The sequence below is a fragment of the Methylobacterium currus genome, assembly GCF_003058325.1.
Classification (GTDB): Bacteria; Pseudomonadota; Alphaproteobacteria; order Rhizobiales; family Beijerinckiaceae; genus Methylobacterium; species Methylobacterium currus.
Map to the genome: position 1 here is coordinate 2,342,781 of NZ_CP028843.1, position 19,263 is coordinate 2,362,043.

The following is a 19,263-nucleotide window of genomic DNA, read 5'->3' on the forward strand; positions in this document are numbered from 1 at the left end:
TCGCTATCTCTCCTACCCAGGTTGGCGCCGGGCAGCGCCACAACAGCGAGTTGGGTGGGGGAACATGTCGGGCATGACGGCGTCGCGCTGGGGGCTTCTGGTCACGACCGCTCTCGTCTCGGCCGGGCTGATCGCGCCGGCGGCGGCGCAAGAGACCATCGCCCTGGAGACGATCGACGTGGTACCGGTGACGCCGGTGGCCGGTGCGGGCGGTACCGGGCGCTCGGCCACGGGCGAGCGGATCGGCGGCGGCGGCGCCCTGCCGCTCGCCAAGGTGCCGTTCACCGTCGAGACCGTGACGGCCAGGATGCTCGAGCAGGACCGCGCCACCCTCGACCCCACCTTCACGCTGGCCCGCACCACCCCGGGCGTGAGCCTCTCCGACGGCCAAGGCAACAGCTTCCGCCAGACCCTGACCTATCGCGGCTTCGACGCCTCGCCGCTGCTCGGCGCGCCGCAGGGGCTCGCCGTCTACCAGAACGGCACCCGCATCAACGAGGCCTTCGGCGACGTGGTGAACTGGGACCTGATTCCCCAGGTCGCGATCAACCGCATCGACATCGTCACCGGCAACCCGATCTTCGGCCTCAACGCGCTCGGCGGCGCGGTCAATATCGAGATGAAGAACGGCTTCACCTGGCAGGGCAAGGAAGTCTCGGTGATGGGCGGCTCGGACGGCCGCATCCTGGGCACGCTCCAGTACGGCGAGGTGATCGGCCCCTGGAGCTTCTACTTTGCCGGCGAGGGCCTGCGCGATGCCGGCTGGCGCTACCAGTCGCCCTCGGAGATCGGCCGGGTCTACGCCGATATCGGCCACCGCAGCCTCGATTCCGAGTTTCACATCATCGCCTCGGGCGCCAAGACCTATTTCGGCGCCGCCGCGGCCTCGCCCGTCGACTTCACCCGCGACAACCAGCGGGCGATCTTCACCTACCCGCAATCGATCGACACCGAGGTCGGCCAGATCCAGGTCACCGGCAAGGTCGCCGTGTCGCCGACCTGGGAACTCTCGGGCAACGCCTATGTGCGCCGCCTCAGCCAATTCGTGATCGACGGCAACGACGGCAATTTCGAGAATTGCAGCTCGCGCTCGAACTTCCGCGGCTTCCTGTGCTTCGAGGATGACGGGTTCTCGGCCGCACCCGGCCAGACCCAGGCGCAGTTCCGCAACCAGTTCCTGATCCTCGGGCCGCAGAACCAGCGGATCCCGTTCCGGGCCGGCGTGCCCTACGGCACGATCGACACCGTCCGGACCGAGGCGACCGGCTATGGCGGCACGCTCCAGGCCACCAACCGCGACCGGATCTTCGACCGCCCGAACACCTTCATCGTCGGCGGCAGCATCGACGTCGCGAATTACAGCTTCAAGTCGTCGAGCACGCTCGGCGTCATCAATCCGGATCTCAGCGTCACGACGGATCCGCTCAACCCGACCTACGGCAATATTCCGGGCCTCGGCACCGGCCCGATCCGCACGGCGGCGGCGCTCGGCATCGCGCCGAGCCAGGTCACCGGCTCGAACCTCTATATGGGCCTCTATGCCCTCGACACGTTCGACGTCACCGACCGGCTCTCGCTCACCGCCGGCGCGCGGCTGAACTTCGCCCGCATCACCACCCAGGACCTCACCGGCTTCTCGCCCGACGTCACCGGCACGCATTACTTCAGCCGGATCAACCCGGTCGCCGGCCTGACCTACCGGTTCACCGACGGGCTGAGCCTCTATGGCGGCTATTCCGAGTCGAACCGGGCGCCGACGCCGCTCGAACTGGCCTGCGCCAATCCGAACCGGCCCTGCCTGCTGCCGAACTCCCTCGTCGCCGATCCGCCGCTCAAGCAGGTGGAGGCCCGCACCTACGAGGTCGGCATCCGCGGCTCGGTGCCGAACTTCTACGAGGACGGCCTGCTCACCTACAAGCTCGGCGCCTTCCGCACCGACCTCACCAACGACATCCTCCAGGTCGCGGTGCCCGGCAATGCGGCGCGCGGCTACTTCGTCAACGTGCCGGCCACCCGGCGCCAGGGCATCGAGGCCGCGGCCGAGTACACCACCGGGCGCCTGAGCCTCTACGCCAACTACGCGCTGATCGACGCCACCTTCCAGTTCCGCGGCGACCTGTCGTCGCCCAACAACCCGCTCGCCGATGACGGGCTCATCACCGTGCGCCCGGGCAACAAGGTGCCGCTGGTGCCCGATCACCAGATCAAGGCCGGCTTCGACTACGCCATCACGCCGCAATGGCGCTTCGGCATGAACATGCAGGCCTTCTCGTCGTCCTATTTCCGCGGCGACGAGTCGAACCTCAACCGCAAGTTGCCGGCCTACTTCACCGCCAACCTCAACACCAGCTTCCAGCTGACGCCGACCGTGCAGATCTTCGGCCTGGTGACCAACCTGTTCAACAACCGGTACGCCAATTTCGGCACCTTCCTGGAGCGCGATACCGCCTTCGCCGGGCGCTACGTGCTGAACGACCCCCGCACCACCACCCTGGTGCAGCCGCTCTCGGTCTATGGCGGCGTGCGGATGACCTGGTAGGCGGGCCACGCGCACCCGCCGAGGCCGGCGCAGGTCAGGCACGGCCCGGCACCGACCCTGAACGGAGCCCGATCGCGATGCGATCGGGCTCCGTTCGTTTTTCGGGCCCTGCCATCCTGCGTCCCGGAGCGGTCGTGCGGGGGCCCCGCGGCCGCGCGGACCGACGCCCCCGGCCGGTCCGGCCGGCATGACGTGATTTGTCGGCTCAGTTCCGATCCGCGCCCGAGAGTCAATATGTCCGTATTTTTCAGCGCGGAAAAATCAATTCCAAATATCTAATAACTTATCTCTCGTTCTCATCGGCGAATCATCTTAGATGATGCCGGCGCGATCATCGCGCTTTGCAGAGATTTACCATGGCCAAGACAGTCGCTCAGATCATTGATCTTGCCAGCGCAATGAACAATCCGCTTCGGCCGGACGATATCCAGACCGAGCTGAACGGTGTCGCCGGCGCCCTGGTGATGTTGCAGACCTACGCCACGCAGACGGCGCAGCAGGCCGACCTTGATCCGAGAGCGATCGGCGAGGCCGGCGCAGGGCTGATGCCGAAGCTCATCCAGCACCAGAAATCCGCGAAGCGGAACGCCGACCTGCTGCTGCGGACGCTCGCGCCGGAGCTCATCGTGGGGCTGACCGACGTGATCGCGTATTGCAGCATGGTGCAGTCGTTCGGTGATGCGATGCTGCCGCTGATCCATTCGGTGCCCGAGAAGCCGACTGCCCGCGAGCAGGTCCAGGCGCTCCTCGCCCAGCTCGATCACGATGCCGGCACCCGGGCCGCGAAGTCGCGGGCCCTGACCGCCAAGCTCGTGACCGCGCTCGATCAGGTCCGCACCGATGCCAAGAACCTGGCCGACGATCACGCCGAGGCGCAACGCGTGATCGGCGCCGACGGCGAGGCGCAGGCCGAGGTGCAGCGGGAGATCGCCGATCTGCGACGCAAGATCAGTGGCGAGATCGCCGGCGTCGTGATCTCGGCCCTCGTGACGACGGCCGGCTTCGTCGCGATCGGGGTCGGCGCCCTGGCCACCCTGCCCTCCGGCTTCACCAGCGAGGGGGTCGTCCTGGCCGGGATCGGCGTCGCGGCAGGCGGCATCGCGGGGCTCGCCGCTGCATCGGCCTCCCTGGCGAGCGACAACGGATCCCTCGCCGACCTCTACCAGCGGTCGGCGGCACTCAGCCTGACCCTGACCCTCGTCGGCTCCATCGAGGCGCAGGTCGAGGCGGTCGCGACGGCGGCGGACGAGACAAAGGCGGCTCTCGCGTCGCTGACCACCGAATGGGGCTCGATCCAGGCGGGCATCGCCAGCTTCCGGCGGGACGTCGCACAGGCCTCGGACGCCAGCGACGCGGCGCATCTCACCGCGGCGCTCCACCTCGCCCAGCGCGACTGGGCCACGATCAGCAAGCAGGCGCAGGGTCTGCTCTCGCGCATCGTCGAGCTGGCGCCCCGGTCGGTGGACCACGTCGGCACGATGAGCACGGCCGCCTGATTTTCCGCGATCTCGTCACGACAGCAGACAGGAACCGCTCCATGTCCACGATCAGCAACATCCGGACCCTCGCCAGCATGGACAGCAAGTCCATCGGCAATCTCGGCGACACCGTCACGAGGTCCGCCTCCTCCGGGCTGCTGGTGCAGACCTACTGCACGCAGGTGGCGCAGCAGCCGGCCATCGTGATCCCGGCTTCGGTCGCCTCGAGGCTGCCGCCGGTCGGCAAGCAGCTTGAAACCGCTCAAGGCAATGCCAGCAACTACCTGAAGGTCGTCCAACCCAAGATCATCTCGGTGGTGACCGATGTCGGCGGCTACGCACAGGAATTCGCTGCGTTCAACACGATGATCACCGGCAAGATCGACGACTGGAAGGGCGGATCGAGCCAGGCCAAGGCCGACGCGCTGGCGCTGCTGCAGCAGCTGCAATCGGACCTCGACAAGAAGGTGACCAACGTCAACGGGGTACGGACGTCGCTGGACGATTTCCGGACCAAGCTCAACACCGATATCTCGAACTTCAACACCGCCGCCCAGCAGGCCTCGCTGGTCATCCAGGGCAGCACCGGCGCGATCGCCGAGCTCAACGACCAGATCGACAGCCTCAACAGCAAGATCGGCGGCGCCGCGGCCGGCATCGCGATCAGTGGCCTGGTGATGATCGGGGGTGGCCTGATGATCGCCGCGGGGGCCATCGCGTCGTTCCTCACCGCCGGTGCCAGCACGCCCCTCGTCCTCGCCGGCGTCGGGGTGGTGGCCCTCGGTGGCGCCGGCTTGACCGCCTCGTCGGTCGTCCTCGCCAAGCTGATCGAGGCCAAGTCCGGCCTGCTCACCCAGAAGTCGCAGCTCGAAGGCACCGTGACGTTCCTGACGGATTTCAAGAGCACGATGGGAACCCTCGGGTCCTCGGCTACCACCGCCGCACAGGAACTCACCAACATGAAGAACGCCTGGGACATCCTGGGCGGCAACCTCGGCAACGTCGTGGGCTCGATCCAGAACGCGAGCACCTTCTCCGACCTGCCGATCGTGGTGCAGGCCTACCTCAACACCTCCGCGTCGCAGTGGACGACGGTGCTGGGCAACGTCACCACCATCCAGAAGCAGATGTCGGGCGTGAAGTCCGTCAAGGTGGAGGGCAACCAGGCCGGCATGGGCACGCTCGATCTCAGCGCTCTGCAGAAGCTGCGCGCCGCCTGACGGCGGCCTCCGGCCGGCGCCCGGGAGGGCGCCGGCCTCTGCGAGACCCAGCAGCATCCCCGGTTCAGGAGCCCCGATGTTCCAGACTCTCATCGACAACCCGGCGCTCGCGGCGAAGGCGGTCGCCGACACGCAGCACCTGCCGCCGGACGCGGAGGGCCTGCGCGCCCACGCCGCCGACTTCCCGGCGACGGTCGCACCGCAACTCGCCGCGATGGCGGAGGCGGTCGGCGCCTTCGCCCGGACGGCCACCGAGACGACCCAGGCTCTCAAACCGCAGATCGACGCCTGGAGCGCAGGACAGGGACAGGCGCGCGAAGCGATCGTGAGCGGCATCTCGCATCTCGTCGAACGCCTGTCGGGCGCCATGGCCTCGAACCAGGCCGCCTTCGCCACCCTGGCGCGGTACCGGGATCAGGTCCTGGTCGACCAGCGCCTGGTGGCGCAGATCAGCCGGGACCTCGCCGCCCGCATCGCGGCCCTGCTCGCCCAGCTCGACCATGCCCGGGACGAGGCCGAGACCCAGCGCAAGCGCCTCGACATCCTGCGGATGATCCCGATCCCCCTCCCCTGGATCGTCGCCGAGATCGCCAACCTGATCAAATCCGGCCACACGCTGGAACAGGAACTGTCCCAGCTGCAACAGCAGCAGGCCGAGCTCCAGGGGCAGGCTGCGGCGACGGCCGGGGGGATGAACGCCGTGCAGGGCTTCGCCGGGCAGCTCGATATCCTGGAGAACGCCACGCAGAACCTCATCACCTTCACCAGCACCGCGCAGGGCAACATGATGCAGATGATGCAGGCGCTGACGGGCGGCGCAGGCAGCACCGTTCCGGCGGTCGTCGCGGCCTATGTCGCGACGCTCGCGGCGGAGGCCGGCAGCATCCAGCACTACCTCTCCGACGGGTGAGACGGGTTTCGAACGGTCCCTCCGGACACCGCATGGGGCGGTCCGCGAGACGGCATCCGTCCGGATGCCGTACCCGCCAGGGATGACCGCCGCTGCGGGACGCGGGGGAAAGCGGCGCCGCAGACCGGCGTCGCATTGACAGGCGGGCCGGATCCTGGCTCGTCTCGGGGACGGGGAGCGGTCTGCAGCGGCGGTTACCGCGGATCTGCGTGTCCATTCCCGCGATCGTCCCCTTGCGTCCCCCGGAATTCGTGTCCTCGCCCTTCGACCCTCCCGTCCCGGCGCGGGCGGCCGACCCAGCCTCCGGGCCGTTCCGCTCCGGCCTCCCCGCCCTGTGGTCCGGCCGCCCGATGCGGGCGCGGCTGATGGTGGTCGTCGTCCTCATCAACCTGGTGGCGGCGGCGATCTCGGGCGCGGTCATCATCCACAAGGCGCGCACCGCCACCGAGGTCGAGACCGCGGCCTCGCTCGCGGTGGTCGAGCCGCTGGTGGCCGAGACCCTCCAGGCGCTGCAGGACGCGCCGCTCTCCGGCCTGTTCCGCACCCTCGCCTTGCGCTTCCAGGGCCTGCGCCACGTCCGGGTGACGCTGCTCGACGCCGCCAACCGGCCGAGCGAGGCCGGGACGCCGCGGGAGGGCACGCGGCGGGCGCCCCGCTGGTTCGCCCGCCTGATCGCCCCGCCGGCGCAACGCCACGAGGTGCCCTTGGTGCTGCGCGGCGCCCGCATCGGCACCGCCCTCGTCACCGCCGAGCCCTCGGACGAGATCGACGAGGTCTGGGGCTACGCCCTGGCGCTCGGCCTCACCGGCCTGTCCCTGAGCCTCGCCATGCTGGCGATCCTGTCCCTCGCCTTCGGCCGGATCCTGAGCCCGCTCGCCCAGCTCGCCGCCGGGCTGACCCGGCTGGAGCAGCAGGATTACGACGCGCGGGTGGACCGGCCCGACACCCGCGAGCTCGCGGTGATCGCGACCCGGTTCAACCGCCTCGCCGAGGCCCTGGGCGCGGCGCGGGCCGCCAACCTGCGGCTCACCCGGCGCCTCCTCACCGCCGAGGAGGACGAGCGCCGGCGCACCGCCCTCGAGCTCCACGACGAGTTCGGCCCGTGCCTGTTCGCGCTGGAAGCCAACTCCTCGTCGATCGCCCGCATCGCCGCGACCCTCGACGAGCCGGCCCGCGGCCGGCTGATCCAGCGCACCGACGACATCGCGGCGATCGTCACGCGGGTGCAGACCATCAACCGGGCCCTGCTCAACCGCCTGCGCCCGGCCGGCCTCGGCCAGGTGCCCCTGAGCCGCTGCCTCGAACTCCTGGTGCGCGATGCGGCGCGGCACCATCCCGAGATCGCGGTCGAGGGCCGGTTCGCGCCGCTCCGGCCCGGCTACGGCGACCTCGTCGACCTCACCCTCTATCGCTGCGTGCAGGAGGGCCTGACCAACGCGCTCCGCCATGCCGGAGCGTCGCGGGTGGCGGTGGAGGTCGCCGAGGAGGAGGGCAGCCTGCGCCTCACCGTCGACGACGACGGGAGCGGCCTGACCGGGGAGCGGAGCGAAGACCGGGGCGAGGGACGGGGCGGGGGACGAGGATTGGCCGGGATGCGCGAGCGGGTCGAGGGCCTGGGCGGCCGGCTCGCGCTGGTGCCGCGCGAGCCCGGCACGTCGTTGCGGATCGCGCTCCCGTCCGGGACGCCCGAGGAGGAGGCCCCGTGACCCGCGTCGTCGTCGTCGACGATCACCCGATCGTGCTCCAGGGCGCCCGGCGCCTGCTCGAGGATGCGGGCGCCGAGGTGCGCGGCGCGGCCTGCCTCCCGGAAGCCTACCGCGCCATCCTGCGCCACCGGCCCGACGTGGCGGTGATCGACCTCGCCTTTCCGGGCCGCGACGTGCCGGACCGGGAGCTGGCCGGCCTCGCGCTGATCGGCCGGGTGCGCAAGCGCGCGCCCGCCACCCGCGTCCTGGTGTTCAGCATGCACGCCGACCCGGCGATCGTCGCCCGGGCGCTGGCGGCCGGCGCCGTCGGCTACGTGCTCAAGGACGCCCCCGCCGGCGACCTGGTGCGGGCCTACGAGCAGGTCCGGACCGGCCGGCCCTATCTCGACGGGCGGCTCGCCACCGAGGTCGCCCTGCTCCAGGCCGATCCGCGCCGCTCCCTGCTCGGCACCTTGAGCCCGCGCGAGCGCCGCATCCTGGCGCTGCTGGCGGAGGGCTGGGGCTACACGGCGATCGCCGCGGATCTGTCGGTCAGCTACAAGACGGTGACCAATTCCTGCGCGGCCCTGCGCCAGCGCCTCGGGCTGGCGACGCTGACCGAGCTGACGCATTTCGCCGTGCGGCACGTGGCCGATCTGCGGTGACGGTCTCGATCTCCGGACTCTCGTCTTCCTCGCGCGAGGAGCAACGGTCGGTCCCGTGCGGAGTCAAGGCAAGGGCCGCGACGGCGCCTCCTGCGGGACGCAATGCCGGAGCCTGGGACAAGCAAGCAACCGGCCCACAATACTGATCGTGAAGCTCGCGCCCTGACGGCACTCACCGACAGCGTGCTGACAACGGCATTGTTCGGTGGTTCATTGCAGCCGATCGCCCTGGCAACGCTGTGGCCCGGTCGGCTCGGCCTGGAACGTTGGCGGATGCTCGCGGCGCTTGGCGTTGCAGCCTCCACCCTGGTCGTCTCGAGGCCCGTCAGGGACGCGATCCCCGACGCTCTTCGGCCATCGGTCTTCGTGATCCTCGCCATTCACCTGCCGAACACGCTCGTGGGCCTCGATGCGGATCGGGTCAGGCATCGGGCCGTCCTGGCATTCGACGCCGATGAGGTCGAGGAGCGCTCCTCTTTCGCGTCCGTCTCGGAAGCCCCCACGGATTTCCAGTTTTTCTTGCACACGGCAGCGCTCAAGAACGGCAAGCCCTACGCTTGGAGCTAATCGGAACGATGCCTCCTACAACGCCTCCCCCCGCATCAACCGCGGCTGGCGCCCCCGCAACCCCGCCGCCTCGCGGATGAACAGCCGCTTCAGGCCGGGCAACCGGTCGACGAGGCCGAGGCCGAGGTCGCGGGCGAGGCGGACCGGCAGGGCGTCGTTGGAGAAGAGGCGGTTGAGGCCGTCGGTGGCCGCCCCCATCGCGAGCGTGTCGAAGCGCCGGCTGCGCTCGTAGGTTTCCAGCGCCTCCGGCCCGCCCGGATCGAGGCCGAGGCGCATCGTGTCGGCGAGCGCCTCCGCCAGGGCGGCGGCGCTGCGCAGGCCCAGATTCAGGCCCTGGCCGGCGATCGGGTGGATGACGTGGGCGGCATCGCCCAAGAGCATCAGCCGCCGGGCGCCGAAGCGCCGGGCGATGCCGAAGGAGAGCGGATAGGCCCTGAGCGGCGATTCGAGGGCGATGCGGCCGAGCGTCAGGCCGAAGCGCCGCTCGACCTCCATCAAGGCCTCCTCGGGACCGCCGCCGATTAGCGCCGGCACCTCGGCCTGGCGCTCGGTCCAGACGATCGAGGAGCGGTGGCCGAGAGACCCGCCGGGGGACAGCGGCAGCACCGCGAAGGGACCGGAGGGCAAAAAATGCTCGATCGCCCGGCCCTCGTGGTCGCGCTCATGCGCCACCGTGGCGACGATGCCCGATTGCGGATAGGACCAGCCGACCCAGCCGATGCCGGCGGCCTCGCGCAGGCGCGAGCGGGCGCCGTCCGCCGCCACGACGAGGTCGGCCCGGATCCGCCGCCCGTCCGGCAGGCGCGCGGTGATCCTGTCGGCCTCCGGTACGGCCGCGAGGACGGGGCTCGCCTCCAGCACCACCCCGGCCGCGGCGGCGGCGTCGCGAAGCGCGCTCAGCAGGCCGCCGCCCTCGATCATGTGGGCGAAGGGCTCGCCCTCCGCCACCTCGCCCTCGAAGGTCAGGAAGGTCGGCCGCACCGGGTCGGCGAGGCGGCTGTCGGTGATGACCATCTCGCGGATCGGCTGGGCGCCGGGGCTCACCGCATCCCACACGCCGAGGCGCTCCAGCATCCGCCGGGCGGCGGCCGCGACCGCGTAGGCGCGCAGGTCCCGCGGGGCATCCGCGCGGCCGAAGGCCGGGTCGCAGACCGTGACCCGCACCCCCTCCCCCAAGGCCTGCCGCAGGGCCAGCGCCAGCGCCAGCCCCGGCAGGCCGCCGCCCGCGATGACGATCTCCCGCGCCGCCCCCCGTCGTCCGCTCACGCCGTCACCCTGCGCCATCTCGCGATCGCCCGCTGCTCGTCTGGTCGGCGAGGCTCATAGCACAAGCGGCGCGTCCCGCGTCGCTTGACGGCGCGCATCGGCCTGCGTCAGCTACGCGCCCCTCCCTCAGCCCGGATCCTTCCCTTGCGCGCGGTCGCCGACCTCCTCGACATCCTCGACCTGGAAACGCTGGAGCAGAACCTCTTCCGCGGTCGCTCGCCGAAGGATCGCTGGCAGCGGGTCTTCGGCGGCCAGGTGATCGGCCAGGCCCTCGTCGCCGCGACCCGGACCGTGCCGCCCGAGCGCCGGCCGCACTCGCTCCACGCCTATTTCCTGCTCGGCGGCGACCCGAAGGTGCCGATCGTCTACGAGGTCGACCGCATCCGCGACGGCCGCAGCTTCACCACCCGCCGGGTGGTGGCGATCCAGCACGGGCGGCCGATCTTCTCGATGTCGGCCTCCTACCACGTCGAGGAGCCGGGCTTCGACCACCGGGCCGAGATGCCGGCGGTGCCGATGCCGGAGGACCTGCCCGGCGAAGGCGCGCTCAAGGCCTCGGTGATGCCGCGCATGCCCGATCCGGTCCGGGCCTATTTCGAGCGCGAGCGGCCGATCGAGCTGCGCCCGGTCGAGATCGAGCGCTATGCCGGGCGGCAGCCCGGCCCGCCACGGTTCCACGTCTGGATCCGGGCGACCTCGCCCCTGCCGGACGATCCGGCCATTCACCAGGCGGTGCTCGCCTACGCCTCCGACATGACGCTGCTCGACACCTCGCTCATCCCGCACGGCCGCACGGTGTTCGAGAGCGAGATCCAGCCGGCGAGCCTCGACCACGCCCTGTGGTTCCACCGGCCGTTCCGGGCCGACGAATGGCTGCTCTACGCCCAGGACAGCCCGAGCGCGTCGGGCGGCTGCGGCTTCTCCCGCGGGCTGATCTTCACCCGCGACGGCACCCTCGTGGCCTCGGTCGCGCAGGAGGGCATGATCCGCGAGAAGCGGGTCGCTCCCGAACACGAGGCCTGAGCCGCTGCTGCATACTCATTGGGCAATTGCCGTCTTTTTCATCGTCACTGCCGCCCCGATCGGCTTCAATATCCGCAATCGGCCCAGGAACCGGGCAGCTTGTCCGTAGGTCCGGTCACGCGTCGTGGCACGTTCCTTGATTGATGGCAGTCGAGACCGGCGTCGGGGGCCAACGGGTTCGCCTCGGCGCCGGATCACGCCTCGCCCCGGCGCGTCCGGGCGTGAGAACGCCATAATCGAAAGGGGGCTCGTCCCATGAAGATCGTCATGGCCATCATCAAGCCGTTCAAGCTGGAGGAGGTCCGCGACGCCCTCACCAGCATCGGCGTGCACGGCCTGACCGTGACCGAAGTGAAGGGCTACGGCCGGCAGAAGGGGCATACCGAGATCTATCGCGGGGCCGAGTACGCCGTCAGCTTCCTGCCCAAGCTCAAGATCGAGGTGGCGGTGGCGGTCGACCTCGTCTCGAACGTCGTCGACACCATCGCGGCCGCCGCCCGCACCGGCCAGATCGGCGACGGCAAGATCTTCGTGATGCCGCTCGAGAAGGCCGTGCGCATCCGCACCGGCGAGACCGACGTCGACGCCCTCTGAGGCGCTGCCCGCGCGGGGCCGTGGCAGTGCCCCGCCGCCCCTTCCCATGATTGCCTTCGATTCCATCGGGAGTTCCTCTTCCATGAAGCTTCGCAACGTCCTGGCTCTCGGCCTGGGAGGCGCCGCGCTGGCGCTGGTCCTGGTGGAGCCGTCCCTAGCGCAGACGCCGACCGTCGAGGCGGCACCGGCCGCCGCGGCGGCGGCGCCGGTGCCCAACAAGGGCGACACCGCCTGGATGCTGATCTCGTCCGCGCTGGTGCTGATGATGTCGGTACCGGGCCTGGCGCTGTTCTACGGCGGCCTCGTCCGCACCAAGAACATGCTGTCGCTGCTGACCCAGGTCTTCGCCATCGTCAGCCTCGCCTGCATCGTCTGGGTGTTCTTCGGCTACAGCCTCGCCTTCACCAATGGCGGCGGCCTCAACGATTTCGTCGGCGGCTTCTCGAAGGCGTTCCTGCGCGGCGTCGACGCCAACTCGGTCGCGGCGACCTTCTCGAACGGCGTCGTCATCCCCGAATACGTATATATCTGCTTCCAGATGACGTTCGCGATGATCACCCCGGCGCTGATCGTCGGCGCCTTCGCGGAGCGCATGAAGTTCTCGGCCCTGCTGCTGTTCTGCCTGCTGTGGCTGATCTTCATCTACTTCCCGATGGCGCACATGGTCTGGTACTGGGGCGGCCCCGACGCGGTCGGCAACGCCGCCAAGGCGCTGGCCGCGGCCACCGACGAGGCCTCCAAGAAGGCGGCCCAGGACGCCCTCGACGCCGTCAACGCCGATGCCGGCCTGCTGTTCAAGTGGGGCGCCCTCGACTTCGCCGGCGGCACCGTGGTGCACATCAACGCGGGCATCGCCGGCATCGTCGGCTGCCTGATGATCGGCAAGCGCATCGGCTACGGCCGCGACCTGCTCGCCCCGCACTCGCTCACCATGACGATGATCGGCGCCTCGCTGCTCTGGGTCGGCTGGTTCGGCTTCAACGCCGGCTCCAACCTCGAGGCCAACGGCTCGGCGGCGCTCGCGATGATCAACACCTTCGTGGCCACCGCGGCGGCCGGCCTGTCCTGGCTCCTCGTCGAGTGGGCCGCCAAGGGCAAGCCCTCGCTGCTGGGCATGCTCTCGGGCGCGGTCGCGGGCCTCGTCGCGGTCACCCCGGCCTGCGGCTTCGCCGGCCCGATGGGCTCGATCGTGCTCGGCCTCGTCGCCGGCGCCGTCTGCTTCGTGATGTGCTCGACCGTCAAGAACGCGCTCGGCTACGACGACTCCCTCGACGTCTTCGGCGTGCACTGCGTCGGCGGCATCCTGGGCGCGCTCGCCACCGGCATCCTGGTCAACCCGGCGCTGGGCGGCGTCGGCGCCCCCGACTACGCGACGAAGCCCGGCGAGCTGGTGGCCGCGGCCTACGAGTTCGGCCCGGCCTTCCTGTCCCAGGCCAAGGCTGTCGGCTTCACCATCCTGTGGTCGGGCATCGGCTCGGCGATCCTCTACAAGATCGTCGACGTGGTGGTCGGCCTGCGCGTGACCCAGGACGAGGAGCGCGAGGGCCTGGATCTCGCCGATCACGGCGAGCGGGCTTACAACTACTGAGGTCGTGTGGGCCGGGGCGTTCGTCGCCCCGGCCCACCTTGAGAAGTGGAGGAGCCCCGACGCGGATGCGTCGGGGCTCCTCCACTTCTCAGTCTAAAAATTCATTCTATTGCAATATAATTTTTCTGACTTACGAGTCCGTATTTAGGCATGTGCCATTTTGCGTTGTATTTTGCAGAATAAGAGGCAATTTTCGAATTTGATATCTCCATGATAATATTTTCGTCAAGTAGCATGAACGTACTACTGTTCGACCGTAAAAGCATATTGCCAATTAATTCTTCAGAATTTTTGTAAATTTTGCCGTCGGTCGTAATGTTTGTTTCTATGCCGCCTCCGTATCGCATTACTCTCAGCAGCGAACCGTATGTATCATATGAGAAAAGAGCAACCGCCATCAAAATTGCCAAAGGAGCCGTTAGGTAGCCCTGGAGCATCCATAATGGTCGCTCTGCCGCAGCGTACCAAACTCCGAAAGAGAATATTGATGCCAAAAACATGCATCCAATACTCCAGTAGTACATATTGTTATCGCTGAAGTGTAATCCTAATATTCCATTTGATAATATTATATATACTACTATAGAAAAAACAAATAGTGTTGTAGCTATATAATGAAAGGTTACTTTTATGAAAAATCCTATAGTTTCAACGAATCTTGCCAGAGGCCTATTAAACACAAATATCAACATATCGATCGCAGTAAGTGCGATATTTGGGTTTACATCAATGTCCTCCTGGCGATTGTTAACGTAATTCTGTATTTCTACGTAACCTAGTTTGAAGTAGCCGAACGCAGCGACGACCAGCACCATCACAGCGATCGAAGCAACGAAGCTTATAAAGGACCAGCATCCGATAGCGAACTGTATGTAAGCCGTTCCTTCGACCGGAACGCGAAATCCGAACCTCATCGCGTATGTCGCCGTGGCTGGAACCGCGAGCACGCTCAGCAAAAAAGAAACAACTGTCGACTTAAATGTCAATATTATAAAGAATCGCGTAATTTTAGGGAGTTTTCCAAATATAAATTTTAAATCACTGTAGATATTTTTTATTATTAACAGCCATCGCCACACAACTGATCTTTTCATGACTTCACCCTTAACCTAATATTACGACCACACAGATAAGATATTTGCGGTCGTAAAAACTCTCTGCGTCAAGCGCGCAGTGCGGATTATATAGAAAATATTAACGATCTACAAATTACTGACACAAGAGAAGTCTTGATTTTGATATAGCAAGCCGTTTGCGCCGCAGCCTGCATCATGGCGATCTATATTTTCTATATATTGTATTTATTTTTGTTCATCAATATCCACGTAATATATATAAGCCTATACTTATAAAAACCCATAACTAAGTGAAATTACGGTTTTTCAGCTCCGCGGCAAGAGGCAGTTAGCCTTAAGCTGCCATTAACCGCGTCAGCCCATCCTCACCCTCCAGTTCCGCGTACCCGGTCTAGTCCCGCATGCGTTCGCTTCGTCGCTCGGCCTCGCCCTACGATGGCCTCATCGACACGTTCCGCGCGTTCCTGACGCGGCGGGCCACGGAGGTGACCGGCCTCGCCCTGCTCGTCGGGGCGGCGTGCTTCACGGTCGCCCTGGCGACCTGGTCGATCGACGACCCGAGCCTCAACCACGCCACGTCGCGCTCGGCCCGCAACCTCCTCGGCTTCGGCGGCGCGGTGGTGTCGGATCTCGGCATGCAGCTCCTCGGCCTCGGGGCGCTGGCCTTCGCGCTGCCGCCGGCGGTGTGGGGCATGCGGCTGTTGCGCACCCACCGGCTGGCGCGGCTGCAATTGCGGCTGGTGCTCTGGATCATCGGCTTCGGCGCGGCGAGCGGCATGGCGAGCGCGCTCCCGCCGACGGCGCGCTGGCCGCTGCCGACCGGCCTCGGCGGCGTCGCGGGCGATGCCCTGCTCGGAGCCGCCAAGGCGATCGCCGGCCCGGCCGGGGCCTTCGCGGGCTTCCTCTACGCGGCGGTCGCGGTGGTCAGCCTGACCGGCGCCTGCGGCTTCGGGCTGATCGAGGACGAGGAGGGGGAGGACGAGGCCGAGTCCTTCGCTCCCGTGGTGAGCCGCTACGACGATCGCCAGCCCCGCCGCGGCGCAGTCCCGGCCCATGACGACGACTCGCCCGGGCTCGGGCTCGCCTCCCTCGGGGCGCTCGCCCATCTGGCGATCAGCGCCCGGAGCGCTCTGGCGCAGAAGATCGACGCGATCCGCGACGGATCCTGGCGCCATGGGGCCGCCGATCCGTATGCCGGCAACTCGCCGGCGCTCGCGGCCCGCCGCGCCTTCGCCGAGCCCGGCGAGGCCGAGGCCTGGGACGAGGCCGAGCCCCAGACGGAGCGTCCGGCCAGGACCGGCCGCCGCGAGCCGGTCTTCGCGGAAGGGCCGCCGCGCCGGGTCGAGGCGGCGCCGCGCCGCGCCGAGCCGACGATGGACGACGACCTGAGGGACGAGGACGACGAGGCGGAGGCCCCGCGCGGCCGCGTCGCGCCCCCTCCCCCGCCGATCCAGACCCGCCGCGCGCCGGCCCCCGCACCGGCCTCGCCGGATTCCTACGAGATGCCGGCGCTGACGCTGCTCGCCGAGCCGCGCCACCCGGCGCCCAGCGCCGCGGTCTCGACCGACGCGCTGGAGCAGAACGCCACCCTGCTCGAATCGACGCTGGAGGATTTCGGCGTGCGCGGCGAGATCCTGGCCGTGCGCCCGGGGCCGGTGGTGACGCTCTACGAGCTGGAGCCGGCCCCCGGCACCAAGTCGAGCCGCGTCATCTCGCTCGCCGACGACATCGCCCGCTCGATGTCCGCCATCTCCGCCCGCGTCGCCGTCGTCCAGGGCCGCAACGCCATCGGCATCGAGCTGCCGAACGCCAAGCGCGAGACGGTGTACCTGCGCGAACTCCTGGCCTCGCCGGCCTTCGCCGAGACCAAGCAGAAGCTCGCGCTCTGCCTCGGCAAGAACATCGGCGGCGAGGCGATCATCGCGGATCTGGCCCGCATGCCCCACCTGCTCGTCGCCGGCACGACCGGCTCGGGCAAGTCGGTCGCCATCAACACCATGATCCTGTCGCTCCTCTACCGCATGACGCCGGAGGAGTGCCGCCTGATCATGGTCGACCCGAAGATGCTGGAACTGTCGGTCTATGACGGCATCCCGCACCTGCTCTCGCCCGTCGTCACCGACCCGAAGAAGGCGGTCATCGCCCTCAAATGGGCGGTGCGCGAGATGGAGGAGCGCTACAAGAAGATGTCGAAGCTCGGCGTGCGCAACATCGACGGGTTCAACGCCCGGGTGGCGGAGGCGCGGGCGCGGGGCGAGGTGATCACCCGCACGGTGCAGACCGGCTTCGACCGCGAGACCGGCGAGGCGGTCTACGAGGACGAGGTCATGGACCTCGCGCCCCTGCCCTACATCGTGATCGTGGTCGACGAGATGGCCGACCTGATGATGGTGGCGGGCAAGGACATCGAGGGGGCGATCCAGCGTCTGGCCCAGATGGCGCGGGCGGCGGGCCTGCACCTGATCATGGCGACGCAGCGCCCGTCGGTGGACGTGATCACCGGCACGATCAAGGCGAACTTCCCGACCCGGATCTCGTTCCAGGTGACGTCGAAGATCGACTCGCGGACGATCCTGGGCGAGATGGGCGCCGAGCAGCTCCTGGGCCAGGGCGACATGCTGTTCATGGCGGGCGGCGGCCGGACGACCCGGGTGCACGGGCCGTTCTGCTCGGACGACGAGGTCGAGCAGGTGGTCGCCCACCTCAAGCGCCAGGGCCGCCCCTCCTATCTCGAGGCGGTCACCGCCGAGGAAGGCGAGGAGGAGGCCGATGCCCCGGTCATGGACCAGGGAAGCTTCGGCGATCCGTCGGCCGACCTGTACGACCAGGCGGTGGCGGTGGTGCTGCGGGACAAGAAGGCGTCCACCAGCTACATCCAGCGGCGTCTTCAGATCGGCTACAACCGGGCGGCCTCGCTGATGGAGCGGATGGAGCGCGAGGGCATCGTCGGCTCCGCCAACCACGCCGGCAAGCGCGAGATCCTGTTGGAGGACGGGCAGGACGACTGAACGGCCGTCCCGCCCTCAGGCACGAGCCTCAGCGCTGGCCGAAGCTGGCCTCCTTGAACAGGTCCTTGAGGTGGTGCGGCTGCGAGCGCCAGTACTGCTTGGGTGCCCGGACCCGGGCCCCCAGTTCCGCCGCGGCGTGCCAGGGCCAGCGGGGGTCGTAGAGCATGGCACGGGCGAGCGAGACCGCATCCGCCTTGCCCTCGGCCAGGATCGTCTCGGCCTGGCGCGGCTCGGTGATGAGGCCGACCGCGATGGTGACGAGGTCGGTCGCCGCCCGCACCCGCTCGGCGAAGGGCACCTGGTAGCCCGGCCCGATCGCGATCTTCTGCCGGGGCGAGACGCCGCCGGTGGAGACGTGGATGGCGGCGGCCCCCCGCGCCTTCAGGGCCTCCGCGAAGGCGATGGTCTGCTCGACCTCCCAGCCCTCCTCGACCCAGTCCGTCGCCGAGACCCGGGCCCAGACCGGCTGGCCGGCGGGGAACACCTCGCGCACCGCCTCGAAGACTTCGAGGGGGAAGCGCATGCGGTTCTCGAGGCTGCCGCCATAGGCGTCGGTCCGCCGGTTCGACAGCGGCGACAGGAACTGGTGCAGGAGGTAGCCATGCGCCGCGTGGATCTCCGCCGCCTCGATGCCGAGCCGGACGGCCCGCCGGGCGGTGTCGACGAAATTCTGGCGGATCCGCGTCATGTCCTCGCGGTCGAGGGCGCGGGGCGCCACCTCGCCCTCGGCATGGGCGAGGGCCGACGGCGCCTCGGTGAGCCAGCCGCGAGGTGAATCCGGCGCGACCTGATGGCCGCCGCGCCACGGCGGCTCGCTCGAGGCCTTGCGGCCGGCATGGGCGATCTGGATGCAGACCGGCACCGGCGCGTAGTCCCGCACCGCGTCCAGGACCTTCGCCAGGGCCCGCTCGGTCCCGTCGTCCCACAGGCCGAGGTCACCGGAGGTGATCCGCGCCTCCGGCGACACGGCGGTGGCCTCCAGCGTCAGGAGCCCGGCGCCCGACATCGCGAGCTGGCCGAGATGCATCATGTGCCAGTCGGTCGCCTCACCGTCGCGGGCCGAATACTGGCACATCGGCGCGACGATGATGCGGTTCTCCAGCGCGAGGCCGTCGAGGCGCAGGGGCTGGAACAGGAGAGGGCTGCTCATCTAGGGGACTCCGGTGCAGGATGGCCTGCAGGGTACCTGCACTGTGGCGTGGGGCCGCGGATCCGGCCAGCGCCGGCGATGCAGGGCGCCTGCGCGCCGCGTGAGAGGCGCGGCGTGCGCCGGCGCACCGCGGATCGCGAGCCGGGATCGAAACGCCGCGGCTACCAGCCGCGGCCGAGGCTCACGGCGATCCGGCTCGGGCGCGTATCGACCAGGGCCGCCGCCAAGGCCGTGAAAGCCCGCGTCGCCGCGCCACGCGCCGCCGCCAGCGACCGGCGCGGCCGCGCCTCGGCCATGGCCAATCGCTCGCCCGCGCGCAGCAGGCGCTCCACGATGCGCAGGATCTTCGGGTTGGTCTCGGTCAATGCGCAGATGTCGGACAGGGCACTGCGCAAGGCGTGCATGGTTTCGCGCACGTCCGCGCCGTCCCTCAAACCTGCCGCCAAGTCGACGATGCCGTGCTCGATCCGCTCGAGCAGCGTCCGGAGCGGCAA

15 protein-coding genes are annotated in these 19,263 nt (G+C 68.6%); 11 read left to right on the forward strand and 4 right to left on the reverse strand.

All coding sequences use genetic code 11. The annotated features are described in order from the left end of the window. The first annotated feature begins 73 nt into the window (after positions 1-73). The 7 genes from DA075_RS11180 (at position 74) to DA075_RS11210 (ending at position 9,064) form a co-directional block, all read left to right on the forward strand. The gene (locus DA075_RS11180) at positions 74-2,539 is read left to right on the forward strand and encodes a TonB-dependent receptor (protein WP_099953285.1); all 2,466 of its coding nucleotides are present in this window, start codon (positions 74-76) and stop codon (positions 2,537-2,539) included. Positions 2,540-2,937: 398 nt separating this feature from the next. Beyond that, positions 2,938-4,035 (forward strand): HBL/NHE enterotoxin family protein, encoded by a 1,098-nt coding sequence (locus DA075_RS11185; protein ID WP_164712302.1) that lies wholly within the window; start codon positions 2,938-2,940, stop codon positions 4,033-4,035. Positions 4,036-4,076: 41 nt separating this feature from the next. Next, on the forward strand, positions 4,077-5,237 hold the full coding sequence (locus DA075_RS11190) for an HBL/NHE enterotoxin family protein (protein WP_164712304.1): 1,161 nt from the start codon (positions 4,077-4,079) through the stop codon (positions 5,235-5,237). A 76-nt stretch (positions 5,238-5,313) separates the two neighbouring features. After that, complete coding sequence (locus DA075_RS11195) at positions 5,314-6,147, forward strand: hypothetical protein (protein ID WP_099953288.1); 834 nt, start codon at positions 5,314-5,316, stop codon at positions 6,145-6,147. A 209-nt stretch (positions 6,148-6,356) separates the two neighbouring features. Next, a complete protein-coding gene (locus DA075_RS11200) occupies positions 6,357-7,853 on the forward strand; it encodes an ATP-binding protein (RefSeq protein WP_244936562.1) in 1,497 nt (498 codons plus the stop codon). Continuing rightward, a complete protein-coding gene (locus DA075_RS11205) occupies positions 7,850-8,497 on the forward strand; it encodes a response regulator (RefSeq protein ID WP_099953289.1) in 648 nt (215 codons plus the stop codon). Before DA075_RS11200 ends, DA075_RS11205 begins: the two co-directional genes overlap by 4 nt. Before the next feature lie 183 nt (positions 8,498-8,680). Continuing rightward, on the forward strand, positions 8,681-9,064 hold the full coding sequence (locus tag DA075_RS11210; protein ID WP_123834258.1) for a hypothetical protein: 384 nt from the start codon (positions 8,681-8,683) through the stop codon (positions 9,062-9,064). Between the two features lie 15 nt (positions 9,065-9,079). Here DA075_RS11210 and DA075_RS11215 read toward each other — a convergent pair whose 3' ends face one another. Further along, positions 9,080-10,348, reverse strand: coding sequence for a ubiquinone biosynthesis hydroxylase (locus DA075_RS11215; protein ID WP_099953291.1), 1,269 nt, complete (start codon positions 10,346-10,348; stop codon positions 9,080-9,082). Between the two features lie 126 nt (positions 10,349-10,474). On the opposite strand from DA075_RS11215, the gene tesB reads away from it, so the two are divergent. The 3 genes from tesB to DA075_RS11230 all read left to right on the forward strand — a co-directional run bounded on the left by tesB (position 10,475) and on the right by DA075_RS11230 (position 13,535). Continuing rightward, positions 10,475-11,353 (forward strand): acyl-CoA thioesterase II, encoded by an 879-nt coding sequence (tesB, locus tag DA075_RS11220; protein WP_099953292.1) that lies wholly within the window; start codon positions 10,475-10,477, stop codon positions 11,351-11,353. A 255-nt stretch (positions 11,354-11,608) separates the two neighbouring features. Beyond that, the gene (locus DA075_RS11225) at positions 11,609-11,947 is read left to right on the forward strand and encodes a P-II family nitrogen regulator (RefSeq protein ID WP_048450383.1); all 339 of its coding nucleotides are present in this window, start codon (positions 11,609-11,611) and stop codon (positions 11,945-11,947) included. Positions 11,948-12,029: 82 nt separating this feature from the next. Next, on the forward strand, positions 12,030-13,535 hold the full coding sequence (locus tag DA075_RS11230) for an ammonium transporter (RefSeq protein WP_099953293.1): 1,506 nt from the start codon (positions 12,030-12,032) through the stop codon (positions 13,533-13,535). A gap of 101 nt (positions 13,536-13,636) precedes the next feature. On the opposite strand, the gene DA075_RS35900 is transcribed toward DA075_RS11230, so the two are convergent. Beyond that, positions 13,637-14,350 (reverse strand): hypothetical protein, encoded by a 714-nt coding sequence (locus tag DA075_RS35900; RefSeq protein WP_123834260.1) that lies wholly within the window; start codon positions 14,348-14,350, stop codon positions 13,637-13,639. Between the two features lie 662 nt (positions 14,351-15,012). On the opposite strand from DA075_RS35900, the gene DA075_RS11235 reads away from it, so the two are divergent. After that, complete coding sequence (locus DA075_RS11235) at positions 15,013-17,619, forward strand: DNA translocase FtsK (protein WP_099953294.1); 2,607 nt, start codon at positions 15,013-15,015, stop codon at positions 17,617-17,619. Between the two features lie 28 nt (positions 17,620-17,647). Here the strand turns inward: DA075_RS11235 and DA075_RS11240 are convergent, their stop codons facing one another. Together DA075_RS11240 and DA075_RS11245 are read right to left on the reverse strand one after the other, a co-directional pair. Then, positions 17,648-18,769 carry an NADH:flavin oxidoreductase/NADH oxidase gene (locus tag DA075_RS11240; protein ID WP_099953295.1) on the reverse strand — a complete coding sequence of 374 codons (1,122 nt, stop codon included), beginning with the start codon at positions 18,767-18,769 and terminating at the stop codon, positions 17,648-17,650. A gap of 161 nt (positions 18,770-18,930) precedes the next feature. Then, a complete protein-coding gene (locus tag DA075_RS11245; RefSeq protein ID WP_099953296.1) occupies positions 18,931-19,263 on the reverse strand; it encodes a hypothetical protein in 333 nt (110 codons plus the stop codon).